20 protein-coding genes are annotated in these 23,783 nt (G+C 62.4%); 13 read left to right on the forward strand and 7 right to left on the reverse strand.

Annotated features, from left to right (window positions below):
- Positions 1-107 precede the first annotated feature (107 nt).
- The 3 genes from fusA to rpsL are packed head-to-tail and all read right to left on the reverse strand — an operon-like array spanning position 108 to position 3,106.
- Positions 108-2,225 carry an elongation factor G gene (gene fusA, locus FD715_RS19805; protein WP_147114138.1) on the reverse strand — a complete coding sequence of 706 codons (2,118 nt, stop codon included), beginning with the start codon at positions 2,223-2,225 and terminating at the stop codon, positions 108-110.
- A 26-nt stretch (positions 2,226-2,251) separates the two neighbouring features.
- The gene (gene rpsG, locus FD715_RS19810) at positions 2,252-2,722 is read right to left on the reverse strand and encodes a 30S ribosomal protein S7 (protein WP_039689754.1); all 471 of its coding nucleotides are present in this window, start codon (positions 2,720-2,722) and stop codon (positions 2,252-2,254) included.
- 12 nt (positions 2,723-2,734) lie between these two features.
- The gene (gene rpsL / locus FD715_RS19815) at positions 2,735-3,106 is read right to left on the reverse strand and encodes a 30S ribosomal protein S12 (RefSeq protein ID WP_024809820.1); all 372 of its coding nucleotides are present in this window, start codon (positions 3,104-3,106) and stop codon (positions 2,735-2,737) included.
- A gap of 377 nt (positions 3,107-3,483) precedes the next feature.
- Here rpsL and FD715_RS19820 point away from each other — a divergent pair, with 377 nt between their 5' ends.
- Together FD715_RS19820 and FD715_RS19825 are read left to right on the forward strand one after the other, a co-directional pair.
- Positions 3,484-4,293, forward strand: coding sequence for a heparin lyase I family protein (locus FD715_RS19820; RefSeq protein WP_189799564.1), 810 nt, complete (start codon positions 3,484-3,486; stop codon positions 4,291-4,293).
- 18 nt (positions 4,294-4,311) lie between these two features.
- On the forward strand, positions 4,312-5,118 hold the full coding sequence (locus FD715_RS19825) for a putative rhamnosyl transferase (protein WP_189799565.1): 807 nt from the start codon (positions 4,312-4,314) through the stop codon (positions 5,116-5,118).
- Here FD715_RS19825 and FD715_RS19830 read toward each other — a convergent pair.
- Complete coding sequence (locus tag FD715_RS19830; protein WP_189799566.1) at positions 5,107-5,973, reverse strand: DMT family transporter; 867 nt, start codon at positions 5,971-5,973, stop codon at positions 5,107-5,109. The two genes, FD715_RS19825 and FD715_RS19830, sit on opposite strands and share 12 nt — an antisense overlap.
- Before the next feature lie 139 nt (positions 5,974-6,112).
- Here FD715_RS19830 and FD715_RS19835 point away from each other — a divergent pair, with 139 nt between their 5' ends.
- The gene (locus FD715_RS19835; RefSeq protein WP_147114144.1) at positions 6,113-7,378 is read left to right on the forward strand and encodes an MFS transporter; all 1,266 of its coding nucleotides are present in this window, start codon (positions 6,113-6,115) and stop codon (positions 7,376-7,378) included.
- A 6-nt stretch (positions 7,379-7,384) separates the two neighbouring features.
- Here the strand turns inward: FD715_RS19835 and FD715_RS19840 are convergent, their stop codons facing one another.
- Together FD715_RS19840 and FD715_RS19845 are read right to left on the reverse strand one after the other, a co-directional pair.
- Positions 7,385-8,758: a sensor histidine kinase gene (locus FD715_RS19840; protein ID WP_147114147.1), complete on the reverse strand. Its 1,374-nt coding sequence runs from the start codon at positions 8,756-8,758 to the stop codon at positions 7,385-7,387.
- Complete coding sequence (locus FD715_RS19845) at positions 8,755-9,429, reverse strand: response regulator transcription factor (RefSeq protein WP_147114150.1); 675 nt, start codon at positions 9,427-9,429, stop codon at positions 8,755-8,757. Before FD715_RS19845 ends, FD715_RS19840 begins: the two co-directional genes overlap by 4 nt.
- 159 nt (positions 9,430-9,588) lie before the next feature.
- Between FD715_RS19845 and FD715_RS19850 the strand changes: the two genes are divergently transcribed.
- From FD715_RS19850 to tcuA, 6 genes are all read left to right on the forward strand, one after another.
- Complete coding sequence (locus FD715_RS19850) at positions 9,589-10,674, forward strand: tricarboxylate transporter (RefSeq protein WP_370455429.1); 1,086 nt, start codon at positions 9,589-9,591, stop codon at positions 10,672-10,674.
- A gap of 69 nt (positions 10,675-10,743) precedes the next feature.
- Positions 10,744-12,771, forward strand: coding sequence for a tripartite tricarboxylate transporter permease (locus FD715_RS19855; protein WP_147114156.1), 2,028 nt, complete (start codon positions 10,744-10,746; stop codon positions 12,769-12,771).
- Complete coding sequence (locus FD715_RS19860) at positions 12,768-13,853, forward strand: 4-oxalomesaconate tautomerase (protein ID WP_147114158.1); 1,086 nt, start codon at positions 12,768-12,770, stop codon at positions 13,851-13,853. The genes FD715_RS19855 and FD715_RS19860 overlap by 4 nt, the downstream gene beginning before the upstream one ends.
- A 48-nt stretch (positions 13,854-13,901) precedes the next feature.
- Positions 13,902-14,141 (forward strand): hypothetical protein, encoded by a 240-nt coding sequence (locus FD715_RS19865; protein WP_147114160.1) that lies wholly within the window; start codon positions 13,902-13,904, stop codon positions 14,139-14,141.
- Entirely contained in the window at positions 14,138-15,112 is a 975-nt protein-coding gene (locus FD715_RS19870; protein WP_147114162.1) for a D-2-hydroxyacid dehydrogenase family protein, read from the forward strand. The genes FD715_RS19865 and FD715_RS19870 overlap by 4 nt, the downstream gene beginning before the upstream one ends.
- Positions 15,109-16,578, forward strand: coding sequence for an FAD-dependent tricarballylate dehydrogenase TcuA (tcuA, locus tag FD715_RS19875; protein WP_147114164.1), 1,470 nt, complete (start codon positions 15,109-15,111; stop codon positions 16,576-16,578). Before FD715_RS19870 ends, tcuA begins: the two co-directional genes overlap by 4 nt.
- Here the strand turns inward: tcuA and FD715_RS19880 are convergent.
- Positions 16,575-17,576: a LacI family DNA-binding transcriptional regulator gene (locus tag FD715_RS19880; protein WP_189799567.1), complete on the reverse strand. Its 1,002-nt coding sequence runs from the start codon at positions 17,574-17,576 to the stop codon at positions 16,575-16,577. The genes tcuA and FD715_RS19880 overlap by 4 nt on opposite strands.
- 115 nt (positions 17,577-17,691) lie before the next feature.
- Between FD715_RS19880 and FD715_RS19885 the strand changes: the two genes are divergently transcribed.
- The 4 genes from FD715_RS19885 to FD715_RS19900 are packed head-to-tail and all read left to right on the forward strand — an operon-like array spanning position 17,692 to position 23,640.
- A complete protein-coding gene (locus tag FD715_RS19885; RefSeq protein ID WP_223274992.1) occupies positions 17,692-20,016 on the forward strand; it encodes a DUF1989 domain-containing protein in 2,325 nt (774 codons plus the stop codon).
- A complete protein-coding gene (locus tag FD715_RS19890; RefSeq protein WP_223274993.1) occupies positions 20,013-21,071 on the forward strand; it encodes a glycine betaine/L-proline ABC transporter ATP-binding protein in 1,059 nt (352 codons plus the stop codon). Before FD715_RS19885 ends, FD715_RS19890 begins: the two co-directional genes overlap by 4 nt.
- Position 21,072: 1 nt before the next feature.
- Positions 21,073-22,659, forward strand: coding sequence for a proline/glycine betaine ABC transporter permease (locus FD715_RS19895; RefSeq protein WP_189799568.1), 1,587 nt, complete (start codon positions 21,073-21,075; stop codon positions 22,657-22,659).
- Between the two features lie 30 nt (positions 22,660-22,689).
- The gene (locus FD715_RS19900; RefSeq protein ID WP_147114174.1) at positions 22,690-23,640 is read left to right on the forward strand and encodes a glycine betaine ABC transporter substrate-binding protein; all 951 of its coding nucleotides are present in this window, start codon (positions 22,690-22,692) and stop codon (positions 23,638-23,640) included.
- The last annotated feature ends 143 nt before the right edge of the window (positions 23,641-23,783 follow it).

A 23,783-nucleotide genomic window follows, 5' to 3' on the forward strand; every position in this document is an offset into this window, starting at 1 on the left:
GCAAAGCTCCTTCTCTGTCTCAAGGGTGGCGGGGTGAACCCCGCCCTACGGTGGGTGGTAGGGCGGGGTTCACCCCGCCTTCCCAGTGGTCGGGAAACCCGACCTTATTAAGCGTATTTCGCCTGGATCTCGTCGCTGATGTTCTGCGGCACCGGATCGTAGTGATCGAACTGCATGGTGAACTGGGCGCGGCCCGAGCTCATCGAACGCAGGGTGTTGATGTAGCCGAACATGTTGGCCAGCGGCACCATTGCGTCGATGGCGATGGCGTTGCCGCGGTTTTCCTGGCCCGACACCTGACCCCGACGCGATGTCAGGTCACCGATGATGCCACCGGTGTATTCTTCAGGCGTGATGACCTCGACCTTCATGATCGGTTCCAGAAGCTTGGCGCCCGCTTTCTTCATGCCTTCGCGCATGCCCATGCGGGCTGCGATTTCAAAGGCCAGAACGCTGGAGTCCACATCGTGGAATTTACCGTCGATCAGTGCCACCTTGAAGTCGATCACAGGGAAGCCCGCCAGCGGACCGGAGTCCATGACCGACTGGATGCCCTTTTCGACGCCCGGGATGTATTCCTTGGGCACGGCGCCACCGACGATGCGGCTCTCGAAGGAGTAGCCTTCGCCCGCTTCTGTCGGCGAGATGATCATCTTCACCTCGGCGAACTGACCCGAACCACCCGACTGTTTCTTGTGGGTGTAGGTGTGCTCGACCTCGTGACCGATGGTCTCGCGGTAGGCCACCTGCGGGGCACCGATGTTGGCTTCGACCTTGAACTCACGCTTCAGGCGGTCAACCAGGATGTCGAGGTGCAGTTCGCCCATGCCCTTCATGATGGTCTGACCGGATTCCAGGTCAGTTTCCACACGGAAGGACGGGTCTTCTGCCGCCAGACGCGCCAGACCCTGGCTCATCTTCTCCTGGTCGCCCTTGGTTTTGGGCTCAACCGCGATCTCGATCACCGGATCGGGGAAGGTCATCGTTTCCAGAACGACCGGCTCTTTTTCCGAGCACAGCGTGTCACCGGTGGTGGTGTCTTTCAGACCCGCCAGCGCGATGATGTCGCCTGCAAACGCTTCCTCGATTTCCTCGCGGTTGTTCGAGTGCATCATCATCATCCGACCAACGCGCTCTTTCTTGCCCTTGGTCGAGTTCAGCATCGAGCCGCCCTTGTTCAGGACGCCCGAGTAGATGCGGGTGAAGGTCAGCGAGCCCACGAAGGGGTCGTTCATGATTTTGAACGCGAGACCCGAGAACGCCATGTCGTCGTCCGCGCGGCGGGCGATGTTACGCTCTTCTGTTTCGTCACCGGGGGCAAAGCCCATGTAGTCAACCACGTCCAGCGGGCTAGGCAGATAGTCGATCACAGCATTGAGCAGCGGCTGCACACCCTTGTTCTTGAAGGCCGAGCCGCCCAGAACCGGAACGAAGTCCAGCGCCAAAGTGCCCTTGCGCAGCAATTTACGCAGGGTGGGAACGTCGGGTTCGTTGCCTTCGAGGTAGGCTTCCATCGCGTCGTCGTCTTGCTCGACGGCGGCTTCGATCATCTTCTCGCGCCATTCTGCGGCCATGTCCTGCAGCTCGGCGCGGATGGGGGCCTTGATCCAGGATGCACCCAGGTCTTCGCCCTGCCACAGCCACTCTTCCATGGTGACCAGATCAACCAGGCCTTCCAGCTCGGTCTCTGCACCGATCGGGATACCGACGGGAACGGCACGGGCGCCGGTGCGGTCTTCGATCATGCGGACGCAGTTGAAGAAGTCGGCGCCGATCTTGTCCATCTTGTTGACAAAGACCATGCGCGGCACCTTGTAGCGGTCAGCCTGACGCCACACGGTTTCGGTCTGCGGCTCAACACCGGCATTGGCGTCTAGAACGCACACAGCACCGTCAAGAACCGCCAGCGAGCGCTCAACCTCAATGGTGAAGTCCACGTGGCCGGGCGTGTCGATGATGTTCAGGCGGTGCTTGGGCGTGTCAGCGGTCTGACCGTCCTCGGTGCGCTCCCAGAAGGTGGTGGTCGCAGCCGAGGTGATGGTGATGCCGCGTTCCTGCTCCTGCTCCATCCAGTCCATGGTGGCCGCACCATCGTGCACCTCACCGATGTTGTGGGACTTGCCTGTATAGTACAGGATGCGTTCCGAACATGTGGTCTTGCCAGCATCGATGTGAGCCATGATGCCGAAGTTGCGGTAGCGGTCGAGCGGATATTCGCGTGCCATGGGGCTGCTTCCTCAGGGTGTCTGGATTACCAACGGTAATGGCTGAACGCTTTGTTGGCGTCGGCCATCTTGTGCGTGTCTTCACGCTTCTTCACGGCAGTACCGCGCGACTGTACGGCGTCGAGCAGTTCACCGGCGAGGCGTTCTTCCATTGTGTTTTCGTTGCGGCCGCGGCTGGCAGTGATCAACCAGCGGATTGCAAGCGCTTCGCGGCGCTCGGGACGCACTTCAACCGGCACCTGGTAGGTGGCACCACCGACGCGGCGCGAGCGCACTTCCACGGACGGTTTGATGTTGTCCAGCGCTTCGTGGAACACTTCCACGGGTGCGCGCTTGATCTTGCCTTCAACACGGTCCAGCGCGTTGTAGACGATGCGTTCGGCGGTCGATTTCTTACCGTCCAGCATCAGGTTGTTCATGAACTTGGTCAAAACCTTATCGCCATACTTGGCGTCGGGCAGGACTTCGCGTTTCTCGGCGGCGTGACGACGTGACATCTGCTGCTCTCCTTATTTGGGGCGCTTGGCGCCGTATTTCGAACGGCGTTGCTTACGATCTTTGACGCCCTGGGTATCCAGAACACCGCGCAGGATGTGGTAGCGCACACCAGGAAGGTCTTTGACACGGCCGCCGCGGATCAACACAACCGAGTGCTCTTGCAGGTTGTGGCTCTCGCCGGGGATGTAGCTGATGACCTCAAACCCGTTCGTCAGGCGCACCTTGGCAACCTTACGCATGGCCGAGTTCGGCTTCTTTGGTGTGGTGGTGTACACGCGTGTGCACACGCCGCGCTTCTGAGGATTGCCCTCAAGGTGAAGCGACTTCGAGCGTTTTACTTTAGGCTGCCGCGGCTTGCGGATCAGCTGTTGGATCGTTGGCATTGCAGGTTCTTTCCCCGTCTCATCAACATATGTCGTGCGGGACTGCCCCGCGGTTTCAATCTCATCGCTTGCTGTGCGTCCACAACAGCGCAAAAACCGCAATCGCTCCGGTGGACGGGGCGACGCGGTGGGTTTCCAGAGGATCGGGCCAATGCAGGGGCCGGATCGTGTCCACTTAAGTTTTGATTTCGGTGCCGGGACTGACCCCTTGCCGAGATAGCGGGCGTATATGGCGAGTCTCTTAGGGTGTCAACAGGCCCTGCCCCATGATCATATGGCCATGTCGCTTATTTCCAAAGGCTTGGATCGCGCCCTTTTGCTGGACAGAGGCATCGGGTCGCCGCTACAGCTTGTCGGATCAGGAAATTGGACGAAAAATGAGAAGCTTAAGTCTTTTGGCCGCGCTGTGTTTGGCCCTTATCACCTTCATCTTCCCCCAGCCTGCCGACGCCCAGCGCCTGCCCGTCGAACGCAGCATGAAATACAACACGACTGACCACGGATTTGCAAAGATCAAAGGGAACACCCGTATGGGCAAACGCGCCCAGCGCTTTGAAGTACGCGCCGGCGATTGCGGGTGGGACGACGGTTGGAGCGATTGTGACAACGACCGGGAACGCTCGGAATTAAATGTCAAGAAGGATTGGCGCGCGGGCACGGACCAATGGATCGCGTTTTCGATCTATCTTCCGCCAGACTTCAAAACCTCTTCTCGAGTGCGAACCACAGTGGGTCAGGTGAAGATGAAGGGCGGCCCGACAGGTTTTACTGGTGGCTTCCCCTCTGAACCAGGTGTGTTCCAAATGGAGATGCTGGGTGACCGATACTTCTTGCGCGTGCACGTTCTGTCAGGTCCGTTCGACAACGTGCGCAACGACATCAAGGACTACAACCTTGCCAGCATCCGGGAACTGCGGGGCAAGTGGACCGACTTCGTGGTACGTCTGAACACGAAGTCCGCGCCGGGATCACTGGAGGTCTATAAAAACGGAACACGAGTGGCCGCACACGCCTACAACCAGAACTACGCGCCCGAAGCCTACTACTTCAAATACGGAATCTACCGCTCCTTCGTCAGCCAGCACCGCGGCCCCATGCCCACTCAAGTTGTGCTCTTTGACGAGGTGCGCATGGGCCGCAGCTATGACAAGGTCGCGGTCGAACGCCAGCGTCGCGCCGTAGACTGAGCAAACAGAAGGCACAAAATGCAGATCATCGGACTCTGCCGCTTTTCCTATCCCGCCATCGGGGGCTTTCAGGTTGGTCACGAAACCATCGAAGAACGCATGGATTACCTCTGGGCCCATGACCGGATCGAAGAACGGTTTCGCCTGCTCGAAACCATGGCCCTGCCCTGTCTGCGCGCGCAGACGGACGAGGATTTTGACCTGCTGATCCTGATCGGTGACCAGTTCCCAAAGGAACATCGCGACCGCCTGCACGACCTGACCGCCGGCATAAAACAGATCCAGATCATCGCCGAGCCCCCTGCCCCCAGCCGCGAGATGTCCAAGGCGCTTCTGAACAACGCCCGCCGCGACCCGTCCAAACCCTGCATCCAGTTTCGCCACGATGACGACGACGCCTGCGCCGTGGACTTCATCGAAAAGCTGCGCGAAGCGGCCAAGGATGCCCGCCCCCTGACTAAGAAGCACAAGACCGTCGGGCTAGACTGGAACCAGGGGTACATCGCCGAAGTGGGCGCAAAGGGGATTTCGGCCACCCAGATTTACCGCGCCTTCTATGTCTCCGCGCTAGGCATGCACATCCAGGGCGACTGCGCCATGACGATCCACAACTTCATGCACGAACGCATCCCGCAATTCATGCCCTGCGTGACCTACTCAGACCGCGACATGTTCGTCCGCACCCACAACGGCTACAACGACAGCCGCAAGAAAAAGGTGAAGGACTGGCCGGTCGAGCCACTGACACCCAAGCAGGTGCGGCTCTTCCGCAACCGCTTCGCCGTGGACGTGGACGCAGTGAAACAGGTCTTCTCAGCCCCCTGACACCTGCCGCTCGCGATAAAGCGTAAAGAGCCCCGTCGCCACGACAATGGCAGCCCCGAGGAGCGTCAGCGACGAAGGCCAGTCGCCAAAGACCAGCCACCCCAACACCAGCGCCCAGATCAACCCGGTATAGCGGAAGGGCGCGATAAAACTGATCTCGCCCACGCGCATCACCTGCACGGAAAAGAAGTAACCGCCGATGATAAAGACGGACGCGCCACCGATCAGCACGGCTAAGCGCAAATCAATGGGCACCCATTCGGAACCGGCCCCGCTGACGCCAGCAAACAGCGTCACCGTCAGCGCCGCAACAAGGGTCACGGTCATCGACGGCACCTCCTCCGACAGCCGCCGCGTCGCCAGATCGCGCACGGTTACGCAAGCCACCGCGATCAACGCATAGACGGACCAGACCGAAAACCCCTCCGCCCCCGGTCGCACGATCAGCAACATACCCATGAACCCGATCAGAATGGCCGACATCCGCCGCCAGCCCAACGGCTCGCGTAGGAACAGCGCAGCCCCCACGGCCACGGTCAGTGGCAGCACCTGCAGAATGGCCGTCACATTGGCGAGCGGCATGTTCAACAGCGCTGTGATAAAGAAGTACGCCGCTCCCACCTCGGCCCCCGACCGGACGGCAGTCAGACCCCAGTCGCGCCGCGCGATGCGAAAGTGAATGGCGCCCAGCCAGCGCGCCATCACCACGATCAGAACGGACGAGATCACCCCGCGAATGACCAGAAGCTGCATCAGCGGAACCGCCCCATCCGTCATCTTGATCAGCGTATCATTCAGCGTGAACGACGCCATCGACGCCATCATCAAAAGCGCACCAATCGTGTTGGGAGACATGGGGAAACCAATCCTAAGCTTGCCCGGCGACGCTATCTTCATCGTTTCGCAGTGACCAGAGACACAGGTCGGAATTATTCCTTGACCTCAAGTGGACTTGACCTCTTACGCCGTGAAAAACTCTGACACGAAAGACCCAATGGCAGACCGCTCCCTCCTTCCCCGTTTCATCGCAGCAAGTGGCATGACCAATCTGGCCGACGGCATCGCCGTCGTGGTCTGGGCCTGGATCGCATCCCTTCTGACCCGTGATCCCGTGCTGATTGCGCTCATGCCCATCGCCCTGCGGCTGCCGTGGTTCCTCTTTGCGCTGCCTGCGGGCGTGGTGACGGACCGCGTGGACCGGCGACTTCTGATCCTCGGAATGGATGTCCTGCGCGCCGCCGCATTTGCCGCGGCGGGCCTATGCGTGTGGATGTCGATGCCACTCACGCCCGCGCCGGACACAGGCACCGCCAACCCGATGCTCTTCTACGCGCTTCTGTCCTGCGCCTTGTTCGTGGGCACGGCAGAGGTGTTTCGCGACAACGCCGCCCAGACAATCCTCCCAGCGCTCGTCCCCCACGCGCAGCTCGAACAGGCCAATGGGCAGTTGTGGAGCGTCGAACTGGTCGGAAACTCCCTGCTCGGCCCAGCCCTCGGCGCGTTCCTGATTGCCGCCGTGATCTGGACCCCCTTCGCCCTGAACGCCGCCATGTTCGCACTCGCCGCACTGCTGGTCCTGTCGCTCAGCGGGCCTTTCAAGCCGACACGGACGTCACAAGGGTCATGGCGCAGCGATCTTGCCGAAGGCTGGCGCTTTCTGCGCGGGCACCCGTTCCTGATGGTGCTGGCGGTGATCACCGGCATCTGGAACCTGCTGCACCAAATGGTCGTGATCGCGTTGATCCTGCACGTACAGGAAAACCTCGGGATCGGGGCACAGGGCTACGGCCTGATCCTCGCTGCCGGAGCGGTCGGGGGCATCGCGGGTGGCATCGTCGCCGCGCGCGTGGTCAAAATGATGGGCCAGAACGCCGCCGCCCAATGGATGACACTCGCCTCCGCCGTAGCCTTTGCCATCATGCCCTTTGCCCCGAACGGCTACGTGCTGGCACTGGTGCTGGCGATGTTCGAATTCACCGGCCTCATCTGGAACACAGTGTCGGTCTCCTACCGCCAACGCTCCATCCCCGACGCGCTCTTGGGCCGGGTCAACAGCATCTACCGGCTGCTGGCCTGGGGCATGATGCCCATCGGGCTTCTCCTGTCCGGTCTCATCGTGCGCTGGTCCGAAGGTGCGGTGACCCGCGATCTCGCCCTGATCACGCCTTTCGTCCTTGCGGCTCTGGGTGCCACAGCGCTTACGGCGCTGGCATGGCGGCCTCTGGGCCGGGGGTTCAAACCGATCAGCGCGCCGCAATAGGCACAGTCAATCAGCAGCAAGCGGCAATTCCAGAACAATACAGGCCCCCCGCGCCCGTTCTGCAATGGTCAAACGCCCACCATGGTTCTCCATCACACGGGCCGCAATGGGCAACCCAAGGCCCGTGCCCGGTCCGGCCTTGGGCTGGCTGAAGCGGGCCACGGCAAGGGGACGGTCCTCGGGCGCGATACCGATGCCATCATCCTCCACCTCCAGCCGCGCAATGTCGCCATGGGCAATCAAACGCAACACGATGCGCGTCAAGTCCGGGCCACCATGTGCAACCGCGTTCGTCAGCAGGTTCAACAGCGCCTCTTGCAACATCAGATCATCACCACGCACCTGCACCTCATCAGCGGGCGGATCAAAGCTTACCTGAATATGCGCAACTTCCACCGACGCTCCGCCCCGAAACCGGGCAACCACGGACTGGCATAGCGCACCAAGGTCAACAAGCTGCAAAGACTGCGCCGTATCCGACCCGCTCGCCCGCTCAAAAGACAAAAGCTGGTTGGTCAGATGCGTGGCCTCACGCGCCGCTGCCACCAACTCTCCGCTGCGCGCCTTCGACGCCTCCTGCGTCGGGGCACTCTCGACCGCCTCGGCCAGCGCAAGCACCCCGGCAATCGGGTTGCGCAACTGATGCGCGGCGTTCGAGATGAACTCGTCCTTGGAACTGATCCGCCGCGCCACACGGTCCAGCAGCGCATTCAGCGTGGCCACAACGCCCTGCGCTTCGGTCGGCACCGCGCGGCGGATCGGAGTAAGATCGCTGGGCGTACGCCGCGCAATAGCGTCCTCCAACTCCAGCAGGGGCCGCAGCCCCAAGCGCACGCCAAACCACACGATCAACGCAACCGACAGCACCAGCAACAAAAGGACAGCAATCGTACGCGACACCACAGCGGTCACGAACGATGCGCGGACGCCCATATCCTGCCAGACCGAAATTGTAAAAATGCCAGTAATCCCGTCCAGCGTCGCCGCATCCTGAAACCGCAACGCGCGCACGTCCCGACCCTGATAGGTGGCATCGTAAAAAAGCGGCTCCGCTTCGGTGATGGGTACGGCAGAGGGCGGGCGCGGCGGCGTCGCGTATCCGGTTACGAACACGCCATCGGGTGCAAAAACGTGGTAGAACAGCTCGCCCCCGGAGGTGTCACTGATCAACCGCCTCGTGTCGGGTGACAGCGCGTCGCCCCCGGACAAGGCCACATCCCGCGAAATGGCCAACGCCGCCGACAACAACCCGCGATCAAAGATCTCGCCCGCCCGCTCGGTCGTGCCGCGAAACTCGAGAACCGCCAAGCCAACAGCAATCAGCAAGAGCGGCGTCAGGATGATGATGATCAGGCGCGTGCGCAGCGATCGGGTCTTCATGGCGCCTCGCTCACGCGCAACTGATAGCCCAGACCCCGCTGCGCCTTGATCCCGATGCCATAGGGCTTCAGGCGCGACCGGATGCGCGAGATATAAACCTCGATCACCTGCTCCTCGACATCCGCACCAACACCATAGGCATAGTCCAGCAGCGCCGACTTGGTCACCAACCGCTCGCCCGCATCCAGCAGACACTCGAACACCGCAAGCTCGCGGCGCGGCAACTCAACGGGCGTGTCCCCATCCAGAAGCTGGCGCGCATCGGGATCAAAGGCCAGCCGCCCCACCTGCCGCACCCGGCGCTGCGGCACCGCGCGCCGCCGGGCCAGCGCACGCACACGCGCCTCAAGCTCGGCCATCTCGAACGGCTTGATCAGGTAGTCATCTGCCCCGGCATCCAGTCCCAGCACACGGTCCTCCGTCGCGGCCCGTGCGGTCAGCAACACGACCGGACGCTGATCTCCCCGCTCCCGCAACTCCGACAGGATACGCAGCCCGTCCGTCCCCGGCAGATTGATGTCGAGGATGATCATATCCGACGTGTCGGTCCGCAGGAACTCCGCCGCGTCGGTGCCGTCATGCAGAATATCCACCGCGTGACCCGCATCCTCCAACCGGTAGGCGATGCCTTTTGCCAACCCGACATTGTCTTCCACCAACGTGATCCGCATGAATTTCCCGGTCTGCAAGTTTCGCGCAAGGTTCGCAGGTCAACTTGTACACATCAACCAGGCACGGACAGCCCGGTCACATGGCTTCGGTCGGCCCGGGGAGGGGACGACCAGCACATAAGGGAGGAACACATGTCCAATATCAAAACCACACGTCGTGTGGCCTGCAGCCTCGTGGCTGCGGCAGCCGCGACTTTCGCGGCGCAGGCCAACGCAGGCGGCCACGGCATTGATCTCGAAGGCAAGACCGTTGAATGGATCATCCCGTTCTCGGAAACCGGCGGCTCGGCCAAATGGGCCAACTTCTACGCGCCCCTACTCAGCGAAGCACTGCCCGGCCAGCCCACGGTCGTGGTCAAGTTCATGCCCGGCGCAGGCTCCACCAAAGGCGCCAACTTCTTCCAGGAACAAGAGTACGCAGACAGCGAAGGCACGCTCATCTTCGGCTCGTCCGGCTCGACCCAATTCCCGTTCCTGCTGGACGACCCACGGGTCAAGTACAATTACGCGGACTGGAACGTCGTTCTGGCATCCGGCACGGGCGGTGTCGCCTACCTGCCGCCGGACATGGCGGCCAAGATGGACGGGCTCGATGCCTCGGGCCTTCAGGAAGAGGACTTCATCTATGGCTCTCAGGGCGCCACACGCCTCGATCTTGTGCCACTTCTGGCGTGGGAAATGCTCGGCCTGAACGTCGAGCCTGTCTTCGGCATCAAGGGCCGTGGCGATGGCCGCCTGATGTTCGAACGAGGCGAGGCAAATATCGACTACCAGACCTCCTCCGGCTTCCTGTCGGGCGTGACACCACTGGTCGAGGCTGGCACCGCCGTTCCGATGATGAGCTGGGGCGCGCTGGACGCGGATGGCAACATCGTCCGCGACCCGACCTTCCCCGACATGCCGACGTTCAAAGAGGTGTGCGATGCGACCGACGGCTGCGAAACCTCCGGCACGCAATGGGACGCATGGAAAGCCTTCTTCATCGCGGGCTTCCCAGCGCAGAAGATGGTGTTCCTGCCCAACGGCGCATCAGCGGACGCCATCGCGACCTACACGGCGGCGTTCGAAGCGGTCCAAGCCCGCGCCGACTTTGCCGACATCTCGTCGAAACGTCTGGGCAAGTACCCGCAAATGACCGGGGCAGAGGCGCAAGCCGCACTCGAAAGCGGCACCAACGTCCCGCAAGAGGCCAAGGACTTCGTCACTGGCTGGCTCGAAGAACGCTACGGCGTGACGTTGAACTAAGACTTTGCTGTCTGACTGTCCTGTCCCCGCGGGGACAGGGCGCTTTACCCGGTAAGGCAGAGGCATCTCATGGACATTCTGGCAACAGCCCTTCCTGCGCTTGGGCAAGCGTGGGTCCTGATCCTGCAACCCATCGTGCTGGGCTATCTGGTGCTTGGCGTCGTCATGGGCCTGTGCATCGGCGTCTTTCCCGGCCTTGGGGGCATTGCGGGGCTGTCACTGCTCCTGCCCTTCATGTTCGGTATGGACCCGATCCTCGGTCTGGCGCTGATGATCGGCATGGTCGCCGTGGTGCCCACATCAGACACGTTCGCCTCCGTCCTCATGGGCATCCCCGGCTCCTCCGCATCCCAGGCGACGGTGCTTGACGGCTTTCCCATGGCGCAAAAGGGCAAGGCGGCGCGCGCTTTGTCCGCAGCCTTCGCCTCGTCGCTCTTCGGCGGCCTCGTCGGCGCCAGCTTCCTCACGATCTTCATCCTGATCGCCCGGCCCATCGTGCTCGAATTCCGCACGCCGGAACTCCTGATGATTACGATCTTCGGCCTGTCCATGGTCGGCATCCTCGCTGGCCGGGTTGCCATCAAGGGGCTGGTCGCCGCAGGCCTCGGCATGCTGATTGGCACCATCGGCGAAGGGGCCTCATCAGGCGACCTACGCATGTCGTCTTACAACTACCCCTACCTGACCGACGGGCTGAAGCTGGTGATCGTGGGCTTGGGCATCTTCGCCATCCCGGAAATCATCTCGCTGCTCCGTCAGGACCGCGCGATCGCCAAGGAACAATCGCTCGGCGGCGGCTGGCTCGACGGGGTGCGCGACTGGTTCGCCAATATCTGGCTGTCGGTCCGCTGCTCGATCATCGGGGTCGTCGTCGGCGTGATCCCCGGCCTCGGCGGATCGGTCGTCGACTGGATCGCCTACGGCCACTCGGTCCAATCCACCAAGGACAAGTCGAACTTCGGCAAAGGCGAAGTGCGCGGCGTGATCGGCCCCGAAAGCTCGAACAACGCCAAGGAAGGCGGCGGACTGGTCCCCACCCTGATGTTCGGCATCCCCGGCTCAGGTTCCATGGCGATCTTCATCGGCGCCATCGCACTGTTGGGTTCCGGCCAGATCGAGGTCGGCCCGGCGATGCTGAAAAACAACCTCGACATCACATACTCCATCGTATGGCTCCTCGCGTTGGCAAACGTCGTGGGCACCATCATCTGCATCGCGGCCTCCGGTGGGATCGCCAAGCTGACAACGATCCGCTTCGCGCTCCTCGCCCCGTTCCTGTTCATGATCATCAGCTTCGCGGCCTTCCAGTCCGGACAGAACCTGATGGACCTCGTGGCCCTCTTCGCCATCGGCTTCCTGGGCATCCTGATGCGCCGCTTTGACTGGTCGCGGCCCGCCTTCCTCATCGGCTTCGTGCTCAGCAATCCCGCCGAAACATACGCCAACCAGGCCCTGCAAATCGCCCAATCCCGCTTCCGCCGCGGCTTTGAAGAAGGGCTCGACTACATCTTCTCCCCCATCGTCATCGTGCTGATCATCATCACCGTCCTGTCGGTGGTCATCGGCCTGCGCCAATCGAAAAACATCATGGCCGAGGGCGACGTTCAGTCCGGATCAAAACGCGCGCCCTTCCTGTTCCTGGTCGCGATCACCGCCTACGTCGCTTACGCCTTCTACGACGCCTCTTCGATCCCAAGCTTCAGCCGCGACCGCACCTTCCCCATGTTCGTCGCGGGCGTTTGCCTCGTGGGCTGCGCGGTCCTGATCATCCGCATGATGCTGAAACCCGAGACCGACACAATCTTCGCCGACCGCGAGCGGGAAGGGGATGACGCCGCCGCCACCCACGGCCTCTGGCCCACCCTCGCGTGGTTTGCCGCCCTCCTGATCCTGACGTCATTCGTCGGCTTCATCCTCGCCCTCGCCCTCTTCCTCTTCGCCTTCCTCAAACTCCGCGCAGGGCTCAGCACGGCCATGGCCGCCGGCTACACCGCCGCGGGCATCGCCTTCATGTGCGTGATGGCGGGCCTCCTGAACCGCGACTTCCCGCCCGGCCTGCTGCAAAGCTACGCCGACCTACCCTGGCCGCTGACATGACCCAGACAGCGATCCCATACCTCTTCATGCGCGGCGGCACCTCGCGCGGGCCCTACCTGAACCGCGCCGACCTGCCCGAAGACCTCGACACATTGGCTAAGGTCCTGATCGCCATGCTCGGCTCCGGCCACGCGCTCAACATCGACGGCATCGGCGGCGGTGCGGCGGTCACGACCAAGGTCGCCATGCTCTCGCAGTCCGAAAACGACTGGGCCGACATCGACTACTTCTTCGCCCAGGTCAGCGTCGAAGACTGCCTGGTCGATTTCAAACCCACCTGTGGCAACATCCTCTCCGGCGTCGGCCCTGCCGCCATCGAAATGGGCCTAATCCCAGCGCAAGAGGACGAAACCCAAATCAACATCCGCGCCGTCAACACCGGCGCCCGGGTCAGCGCCACCGTCCAAACCCCGGACCGACGCGTCGCCTACGCAGGCAACGCGCAAATCGACGGCGTCCCGCACACAGCCGCACCCGTGGCGCTGCAATTCATGGACACCGTTGGCGGCGCGACCGGAGCCTTCCTGCCCACCGGCAACCTGGTCGACACAATCGACGGCATCCCCGTCACCTGCATGGACGTCGCCATGCCCATGGTCATCGCCCGCGCTTCCGACTTCGGGCTGACCGGATACGAAAGCGCCGCCGCACTGGACGACAACACCGAGTTCTTCACGCGGATGGAAACGATACGCCTGAAAGCCGGAAAACTCATGGGCATGGGCGACGTGTCAAAGTCGGTCACGCCGAAATTCGGCATCGTCGCCCCGGCCCGCGACGGCGGCACCATCGCGACACGCTATTTCATGCCATGGAAAACGCATCCCACGATGGCGGTCACCGGCGCACAATGCCTGGCCTCATGCGTGCTGACCCCCGGCACCGTGGCGGACGCGCCCACGCCGAACGAACGCCCGGCAACAATCACACTCGAACACGCATCGGGCCAGATCGACGTGCTGGTCGACTACGACCTGACCGGCAACGGGATCACGATCAACTCCGCCGGACTGGTCCGCACGGCCCGCAAATTGGCCGCCGGGCATGTGTTCATTCCAACGCATATCTGGGAAGGGAATTGACCCACGTTCAAAATTGTATACAAGCGGATACAAAATTGGAGGTGCAAGATGCTCGATACGTTCGAAGACTGCGTTCTCGCCGCCCGCGCGGAACTGTCCATGGCCCGGCAACTGCTGCAGGACGAGATTTCCAACTACCCACGCCCCATCGCGGGCTGCGACGCGCAATTCAATCACCTGCTGGCCGAACGGCAAAAGGTGCTGACAGCGATCCAATCGCTGGATGACTGCGTGTTCGTGCCCACCCCACGCTCGCCAACCCCACAGGCAGGTGTCGAGAGCCGATGAAAGTCCACATCCTAGACGACTGGTTCAACACGCTGCGCACCCTGCCCTGCTTTGACAAACTGGCCGCGCACGACGTCACCGTCTGGACGGACCACGAACCCGATCCCGTGACCCTCGCCCAGCGCGTGCAAGATGCCGAAGCCCTTGTCCTATTCCGCGAACGCACGAAGATTACCGCCGACCTGCTCGAACGCCTGCCAAACCTGAAACTGATCTCGCAACGCAGCGTCTACCCGCATATCGACGTCGAGGCTTGCACAAGCACCGGCGTGCTCCTCTGCTCGAACATGCATGCAGGCACGCCCTCTTACGCCGCCGCAGAACACACTCTGGCGCTGATACTCGCGAGCTACCGCCAAATCCCGGAACAAGTGGCCTCGATCCGAGCGGGGAACTGGCAATCCGGCGTTGGACGCACCCTACGCGGCCGCAGACTCGGGCTCTACGGCTATGGGCGGATCGCCCAAGCGGTTGCCACGTACTCCAAAGCCATCGGCATGAATGTCCAATGGTGGGCCTCGGAAGATGGCCGCGCACGGGCACAAGCTGATGGTGAAACGGTCGCCCCCTCACGCAACGCTTTCTTCGCAACCTCCGACATCGTCAGCGTCCACGTCCGGCTCAAACCCGCCACGCGCGGGATCATCACCGCCGACGACCTTGCCGCCATGTCTCCGCGCAGCCTCTTCGTAAACTCATCGCGCGCGGGCCTCGTCGCACCCGGCGCGCTTGAGGTTGAGATCGCACGCGAGCGCATCTTCGCAGCCATCGACGTGTTCGACACCGAACCGCTCACCGACCCAACACACCCCCTGCTCACCGCACCAAACGTTCTGCCGACGCCGCATATCGGCTACGTCACCGAGGACGAGTTTGACCTGCAATTCTCCGACATCTTCGACCAGGTCAACGCCTACGCCAGCGGCGCCCCCATCCACATGATCAACCCCGAGGTTTGGACCACCCCATGACGCACATCATCATCGCTGGCTCCGGCAACGCCGCCCTCTGCGCAGGCATCGCGGCCCTCGAAAAAGGGGCCACCGTCCTGATGCTGGAAAAAGCGGACGCGGCCCTCGCTGGCGGCAACACGAAATACACCGCAGGCGCCATGCGCTTTGCCTACGAGGACGGGGCGGACCTGATCCCACTCCTAAAAGACCCCGACGACCCTCGCCTGCCTCACACCGATTTCGGAAGCTACACGCAAGAGAAATTCGGCGCTGATCTCCTCGGCTTCAACGATGGCCGTCCGCTTAGCCCCGAACAGCAAACGCTGATCGCCGAAAGCTACGACACGCTCAAATGGCTCGGCGGTCGCGACGTCAAATTCGAGCCCATCTATTCCCGCCAGAGCTTTGAAAAGGATGGCCGCCACGTATTCTGGGGCGGTCTGACACTGGCCGCCGAAAACGAGGGCGTCGGCCTCTTCGACCAGGAACTTGCCGCATTCAAACGGCTGGGGGGAGAGATCCGCTACAATACCGCCGTCACCGACCTGATCACCGACGACGGCCACGTCAACGGCGTCATCACAAATACAGGCGAAAGGCTCAACGCCGATGCCGTCATCCTCGCCTGCGGCGGGTTCGAGGCCAACGCCGACCTGCGCCAGCGCCATATCGGCACCGACTGGGACAAGGCCAAGGTGCGCGGCACGCCCCACAACACCGGCGACGGGCTGGTGATGGCGACCAAGCTGGGCGCAAAGGAATACGGGTTCTTCGGCGGCTGCCACGCCACGCCCATGGACCTGCACATGTCGGACTACGGCAACCTCGACATCCCCCCGGGCGAGCGCAAGAACTACCGCAAGATCTGTTACTTCCTCGGTGTCATGCTCAACGCAAACGGCCACCGCTTCGTCGATGAAGGGATCAATTTCCGCAACTACACCTACGCCCAGTTCGGCGCTGCCATCATGGAACAGCCGGACCACTTCGCCTGGCAGATCTTCGACGCCAAGGTGCTGGACCTGCTCTACGGCGAATACCACTTCCACGACGCGCATTATGTCGAGGCGGACACGCTCGACGCCCTGATCCCAATGCTGGACGGCGTCGATCACGCGCAGGCCGACCAAACGCTCAACGCCTACAACGCCGCCGTGGACGACGGCACAGCCTTCGACCCCACAATCCTCGATGGCAAGGCCACCCAAGGGCTGCCGCTCGCCAAATCAAACTGGGCCCAACGGCTGGACCAGGGGCCCTTCCGCGCCTACCCGGTGACAGGCGGGATCACCTTCACCTATGGCGGGCTCAAGGTGGACCAAACTGGCGCCGTTCTGACGGACAATGACGCGCCCATTCCGAGCCTCTACGCCTGCGGCGAGCTTGTGGGCGGCGTGTTCTTCAACGGCTACCCCGGCGGCTCAGGTCTGACCTCGGGCGCCGTCTTCGGACGACGCGCGGGCTACGGCGCAGCCTCGATCTAGGTCAGATCCGCCACCGACCCCCGTTCAATAATCCCCGCCGTCAGCAACTCATTTTGCAGCGGCGCGCCATCCTCAAGGTACGCCACGATCCGCTGCGCCACCATCTCGCCCATGCCCACGGCGGGCAGGTCGATGGTGGTCAGCGGCGGCACGATGTCCCGCGACCAGTCGAGGTTGTCAAACCCCATGACAGAGATGTCCTGCGGGATGCGCTTTCCCGCCTCGGCGCAGGCAAAATACGCCCCCAGCGCCAGCACGTCGGTCGAACACAGATAGGCGGTGAAATCCCGCGGGTCCTCAAGCGCGGCCCCTACACACGCCTTGCCACCCGCCACATCCAATGGCGCTTCGAAAAACGCCAGATGCTCAAACCGGTCGCCCACAGACGCCGCACCCGCGCGGCGGGACCGGGTCCGGTCGCTTTCGGCTAACGGCCCATGCACGACAGCCACCCGCCGATGCCCCCGGTCCGCCAGATGCTGCATGGCCCGCTCGGCCAGCAACGCATTGTCATAGCCAATGGTCGGCCGCGCACTCCGGTCGTCCCAGGCAGAGGTAAAGACGTAAGGCACCGCGCGGCGTTCCAGCATCTCCAACAACAGGTCACTGTGGTCGAGCCCACTTAGGATCAAGGCATCAGCCCCCATACCCAACAGCTTGCGGGCGGCCGCAAGTTCCTCTGCCTCATCCGCCTTCGCAATCGCCATGATCAGCGAATACCCGCGCTCCCCCAATGTCCGTTCGACGGCCGCAATAAACTTGGCAAAAACCGAATGCTCGATGGTCGGGATGATGGCCGCCACGGCCTTCGACCGGCGGGTGGACAACGCACGCGCGGCCGGGTTCGGCAGGTAGTCCAGCCGCGCACAGGCCTCCAGCACCCGCTGCCGCGTCTCGTCGCTCACCTTGCTGCCGCCATTCACCACGCGCGATATGGTCGCCGTGGACAAGCCCGTTTCGCGGGCAACATCGCGGATACTGACGCCAATCTTGTTCACAAACTGCTCCCTGCCGTCCCTCGCCCTTGACCGAAGCGATTCGCGGGTGTTGAAGTGTAACCGGTTACACCGCACCTACGTCAATGATGTGGAAACCGAACAGGGAAATAGGCTCGTGTTACAACGAAGCGACAGCATTGCACCGCAGCGGGTGCGCTACCAGGGTCTGAAGGACACGTCGACCCTGCGACGCGACGTGCGGTATGGACGTATTGAACAGGTCCGCGTGCGGGCCGGGTCTGTCATCTCGCTGACCACGACAGATGGCGGATGCGATGTCTGGATCACCGCGCGGACGGACACCGCGCGCACCTTCGACACCAGCGCGTTCGAGGGTGTGACAACCGCAGGCGACGCCCTGCCAACCACCGGCTACGACACGCGCCCCATGAACGCCATGGCACACGGCCGCGACAGCACGCTCGACGCGGCGCGCGGCCTGCACATCTTCGGACCCGAGGATGCACCGGGCGAAACCCATATCGGCAAGATCACGCAGGACGCCGACCTGATCTGCATCCTGCCCGCGCAGGACGGCTTCATCGAAACGGGCGCAGGCGGGAGCGTCACGCTGACGATCCAGCCCCCCGCAGGCAACGGCTTTGACCTGGCACTGCCCGACCCGCTCGGCCACGTGGTCGACGAATGGCGGGTCAGCCGCGGCACGGCCCACGCCTATACGCTCAAAAAAGGGCAATTCGTCCAGATTATCGACGTCGAAGGGCAGCAATGCTCCGACTTCATGGCGATGCGGGCCGACGCACTGGACGGCGGGCTGGAACGCTATATCGACAGCACCGTCTCCCGCACCATGGCGCGGGGCGCCTACCCCACACCCGGCCTGCACGACAAATTCTTCGATCAGGACATGGTGCCCCTGCTGGCACTGCGCCAAGACACTGTGGGCCGCCACGACACCTTTGCACTGGCCTGCACCGCGCGTGGCTATGAAGAGCGCGGCTTTCCCGGCCACATCAACTGCTCCGACAACATTTCGGGCGCCTTCGCCCCCTACGGCATCGGCAACCGCCGCGCGTGGCCTGCGATCAACTTCTTCTTCAACTCGTGGATCGACTGGCAACACCACCACATTGCCGCGGACGAAGCATGGTCCCGCCCCGGCGATCACGTCACCATGCAAGCGCTCACCGACCTCGTCTGCGTCTCAACGGCATGTCCCGACGACGTGGACCCAATCAATGGATGGAACCCAACAGATGTGCATGTCCGCATCTATGACGAAAACAGCCGGATACAGCACGCCGTCGCATGGCGCGCAAACCCCGAGGACGCAGCGCAAATGACCGCCCATTCCGCATTCCATCCGCGCATCTCAAAACTGACCAGCAGCTACCAGGTCGCGCGCCAGCTTTGGATGCCCACGCAATACGACGCAACAGGGGCTATCGCCGAATACTGGGCGTGCAAGAACGCCGCCACACTGCAGGACATGTCGGGCCTGCGCAAATTCGACATCATCGGCCCCGATGCCGAGGAACTGCTGCAGATCTGCCTCACCCGAAACGCGGCCAAGCTGTCCCAACATCGCGGCTTCTACGCCCTGGTCTGCGACGCACGCGGGTCGGTGCTGGACGACGGCACGCTTTTTAGGCTCGAAGACACGGCCTTCCGCTGGTGCTGCGGATCGGACAACTCCGGCCTGCACCTGCGCGAACAGGCAGCGGCCCACGGGTTGAACGTCCGGGTGCTCAGCTACGGCGACAAGATCCAGAACCTTGCCCTTCAAGGGCCCAAATCCCGCGACATCCTGCGCAAGATCGTCTTCACACAGCCCTCGCGCCCGTCGCTCGACAACCTCAAATGGTTCGGCTTCACCATCGCCAGGCTGCACGACCGCGACGGGCCGATGTTCATGCTCTGCCGCACGGGCTTCACCGGGGAACTCGGCTACGAACTCTTCTGCGACAGCGCCGACGCCGTCACCATCTGGGACGCGCTGATGGAGGCTGGCGCACCCGACGGGCTGGTGCCCATGGGCGGCAACGCCCTGGAAATGCTGCGGATCGAAGCGGGTCTGATGATCTCGGGCGCTGAATTCGGGCCCGAGGCAGACGCTTTTGAGTCGGGGCTCGGCTTTGCCGTCGATCTGAAAAAAGAAAACTTCATCGGGCGCACCGCGCTTGAACGCAACAACACGGCACCACGGCGCAAGCTCGTGGGCCTGCACATGGCCGGCAATGAGGTGCCCGTCCATGGCGATGGTATCTTTGTGGGACGCGAGCAGGTGGGCACGATCACCAGTGCCTGCCACTCCCCCGCACTCGGACATGCGATCTGCATGGCCCGGGTCGCCGTCGAAAACGCAGCACCCGGCACGGAATTGGAAGTGGGCAAACTGGACGGACATATGAAGCGCCTCGGCGCAACGCTTGTCGACCTGCCCTTCCTCGACCCAAAAAGAGAAAAGGCACGCGCTTGAACGACAACAGGGAAGAAGGGGTGGTCGTCACCCGCAACGTTTGGAAAATCTTTGGCAGCCGCGCAGACGAAGCGATGGAAGCCGTCCGCAGGGACAACCTGTCCAAGGCCGAGGTGCTGGAACAGTTCGGCGCTGTCGTGGGGGTCAAGGATGTCTCGATCTCCGTCGGCGAGGGCGAGATTTTCTGCATCATGGGCCTCTCGGGTTCGGGCAAATCCACCCTCGTGCGGCACATCAACCGCCTGATCGAACCCACGGGCGGTGACATCCTGATCAACGGTGCCAATGTCGGCAAACTCAATGCCGAAGAGCTTCGCGCCATGCGCGCCGACAAGATCGGCATGGTCTTCCAGAACATGGCGCTTCTGCCCCACCGCACGGTGCGCGACAACGTCGCCCTGTCGCTGGAGCTGCGCAATGTCGATGCCTACACCCGCGCGCAAGTCGCCGACCGCGTGATCGAACTGGTCAGCCTGCAAGGCTACGGCGACCGCCTGCCGTCGGAGCTGTCAGGTGGGATGCAGCAGCGCGTGGGCCTCGCCCGCGCCATGGCTGCCGACCCGGACATCCTCTTGATGGACGAACCCTTCTCGGCCCTCGACCCGCTGATCCGGCGGGTGCTTCAGGACGAATTCCTCGACCTGTCGAAATCGATGAACAAGACGACGCTCTTCATCACCCACGACCTCGACGAGGCGATCCGCATGGGCAACCGCATCGCCATCATGAAGGATGGCGAGATCGTGCAGGTCGGCACACCCGAAGACATCGTGACCAAGCCCGCCGACGACTACGTGGCGGACTTCGTGGCTGGCATCTCCAAGCTGAAGCTGCTCTATGCACACACAGTCATGGAACCGCTCGAAGCCTACGAACAACGCAAGGGCCCCATCCCGCAGGCAGAGGCCCCGGTGGCCGAGCCCGACGATGACCTCGACAAGCTGATCGCGCTCAGCGTCAACCAGGACCACCCGGTGCTGATCAAGTCGGACGGCAATGTCGTGGGCGTGGTGTCCAAAGATGCAATCCTGCACGGCGTCCAGGGGGAGGCATAACATGACCGACACAACACCCGATCAAATGGGCGCAGCGCCTGCTGCTGCGACAGACGAAACCAAACCCTTCGCCGACTTCGCAGACAAATCCGGCGGCTACTTCGCCGAAACCTTCCTGTCGATCCAAAAGGCCAAGCTGCCCGCCACCCACGTCAACTGGATGGCGGCCATCGCGGGCTTCCCATGGGCTGCCCTGCGCGCCAACAAGATGCTGTTCTGGATCGGCTTCCTGATCGACCTCGTGGCAGCGGTCTACCTCATGCAAGTCTGGAAATTCTCACGCGCCGCCGAACAGGCGGTCATCGACAACAAGGACTTTCTCGTCGAACGGTTCGAAAACTGGACCACGTCCAGCCTCTGGGCCGCCGTGATCATCTTCATCCTCGGCCGCATCCTCTTCGGCTGGCTCGCCGACCGCATCTACTTCCGCCAGTACAACACCTGGCGCGTGGACCACTCCAAACCCTCCGGCTGGGACATGAAACGGCTCGTTTGGGCGACACTGATTGTCGCCATGATCGCGCCGCTCATGCTCTACCGCGCCTCGCAATTCCCGCCCGAAGAACGGACCTGCATCAAACAGGCCCGCTCCATCGCCGCGGGAGAAGAGGTCGCGTTCAAGGACCAGTTCGACTGCATGATCATCGGGGAATTCCCCACCATTGTCTGGCTGGAACGGCGCGACACGGTCACCTACCCGCGCGACGACAACGGCGACCGCTTTGTCCGCCGCGAAGCCCCGCGCGAAGGTCTGCCACCGGTCAACCTGAACAGCTACACAGCCCAACTCATCGATGACGGCATCGGCTACCTGACGGCGTTCTATGGCTTCTTCTTCGACGGGATCACGACGTTCCTGCGGTCGATGCTGTCGGCCATCACGGCGGTCTTCGTGGGCACGCCATGGATCATCGCCATGGGGGCCATCATGGCGATCAGTTACACAATGGCCGGGGCGCGAATAACCATATTCGTCGCCGCATCGCTCTGTTACCTCGCCCTCTTCGGCTTCTGGCAAACAGCGATGGACACGATGAGCCTCGTGGTCGCGGCCTCGATCATATGTATCGTCTTCGGCCTGCCCCTGGGCATATGGGTCGGCAAATCGAAACGGGGGCAGGCAATCATCACGCCCATCCTCGACATCATGCAGACGATCCCATCCTTCGTGTACCTGCTGCCTGCGGTCGCTTTCTTCTCGATCGGCAAACCGCCGGGCATCCTGGCCACAGTAATCTTCGCCATGCCACCCATGGTGCGCCTCACGGCCCTCGGCATCCGCCACGTGCCCGAGAACACCAAGGAAGCAGCCCTGGCCTTCGGCGCCAACCCGCGACAACTGCTGATGAAGGTCGAACTGCCCCAGGCCCTGCCGTCGATCATGGCAGGGGTCAACCAGGTGGTGATGATGGCATTGTCCATGGTCGTCGTGGCCGCGCTGATCGGCGCGGGCGGCATGGGCTTTATCGTGACGGAGGCGCTCGCCAACACTCGCACGGGCGCAGGCATCCTGGCAGGCATCGGCATCGCGCTTCTTGCGATGATGATCGACCGCGTTGTCCAGAAGGCCAACACCGTCAAACACTAACCAAGAATGAGTTCAATAAGGGAGACACATATGAAACTCATCACAACCCTCACCGCTGCCGGGGCGCTTTCCGTCGCAGCAGTCGGTGCCTCGGCTCAGGAAAAGGTCGCCATCTCCGACCTAAACTGGACCGGCGCCAAGGCCATCGCCCACGTGATCAAGACGGTCATCGAAGGGCCGCTGAACTCCGAAGCCGAAATCGTCGAAGGTCTGTCCGACCAGGCCATCATCGGCGCAGGCATGGACAAGGGCGACGGCTCGGCTGACGTCTGGACCGACATGTGGATGCCGAACCAGCAAGCGCCTTGGGACAAGTATATCGAAGACGCAGGTACAGTTGCCCACAACCAGCCCTATGCCGGAACCCAGCAGATGTACGTGCCCAGCTACATGGCTGACCAGATCAAGTCCTTTGAGGACCTGAAGGATCCGGCGGTTGCGGCGATGTTCGACAAGGACGGCAACGGCAAGGGTGAATACTGGGCCGGTGACGCCTCGTGGAAGTCCACGAAGATCTGGCAGGTCAAGATGAAGTCCTATGGACTCTCCGAGCTGTGGGAGCCGGAGGTTATCTCCGACGCGACCTTCAAGGCGCAGCTGAAAACGTCCTACGGCAACCAGAAACCGATCCTCTTCTACTACTGGACGCCCGAGTGGATCCACGCCGCCTATGACATCACACCGCTGGCCGAGCCCGAGCACACCGAAGGCTGCATGAACCTGCAGCTCGACGGCGAGGACTGGCTGGAAGTGTCCGAAGCAGGCTGCAAAACGCCCGACGCTCAGATCTTCGTCAGCTACTCCAAGTCGCTGGAAGAGCGGAACCCGCCCGCGGCCAAGTTCCTGAGCCAGATCCAACTGGACCCCAACACGGTGAACGAATGGATCCTGGCCATCGGTCGGGATGAGATGGACCCGCAAGACGTGGCCGAAGAGTGGGTGGCCGAGAACATGGACATCGTGGAAACCTGGATCAACTAAGCAGCTGATCTGTAGAGAAACCGGCGCAAGCAATCGCTTGCGCCGGTTTTTTGTTGGATGAACGTCGCGGTTGTTACTCCGGGCTTGCTAGTGACCTACACGGCAGGCTGATCGCTCGAAAGGCCGCGAACACATCCAAATCC

Source organism: Tateyamaria sp. syn59 (assembly GCF_007995245.1).
Classification (GTDB): Bacteria; Pseudomonadota; Alphaproteobacteria; order Rhodobacterales; family Rhodobacteraceae; genus Tateyamaria.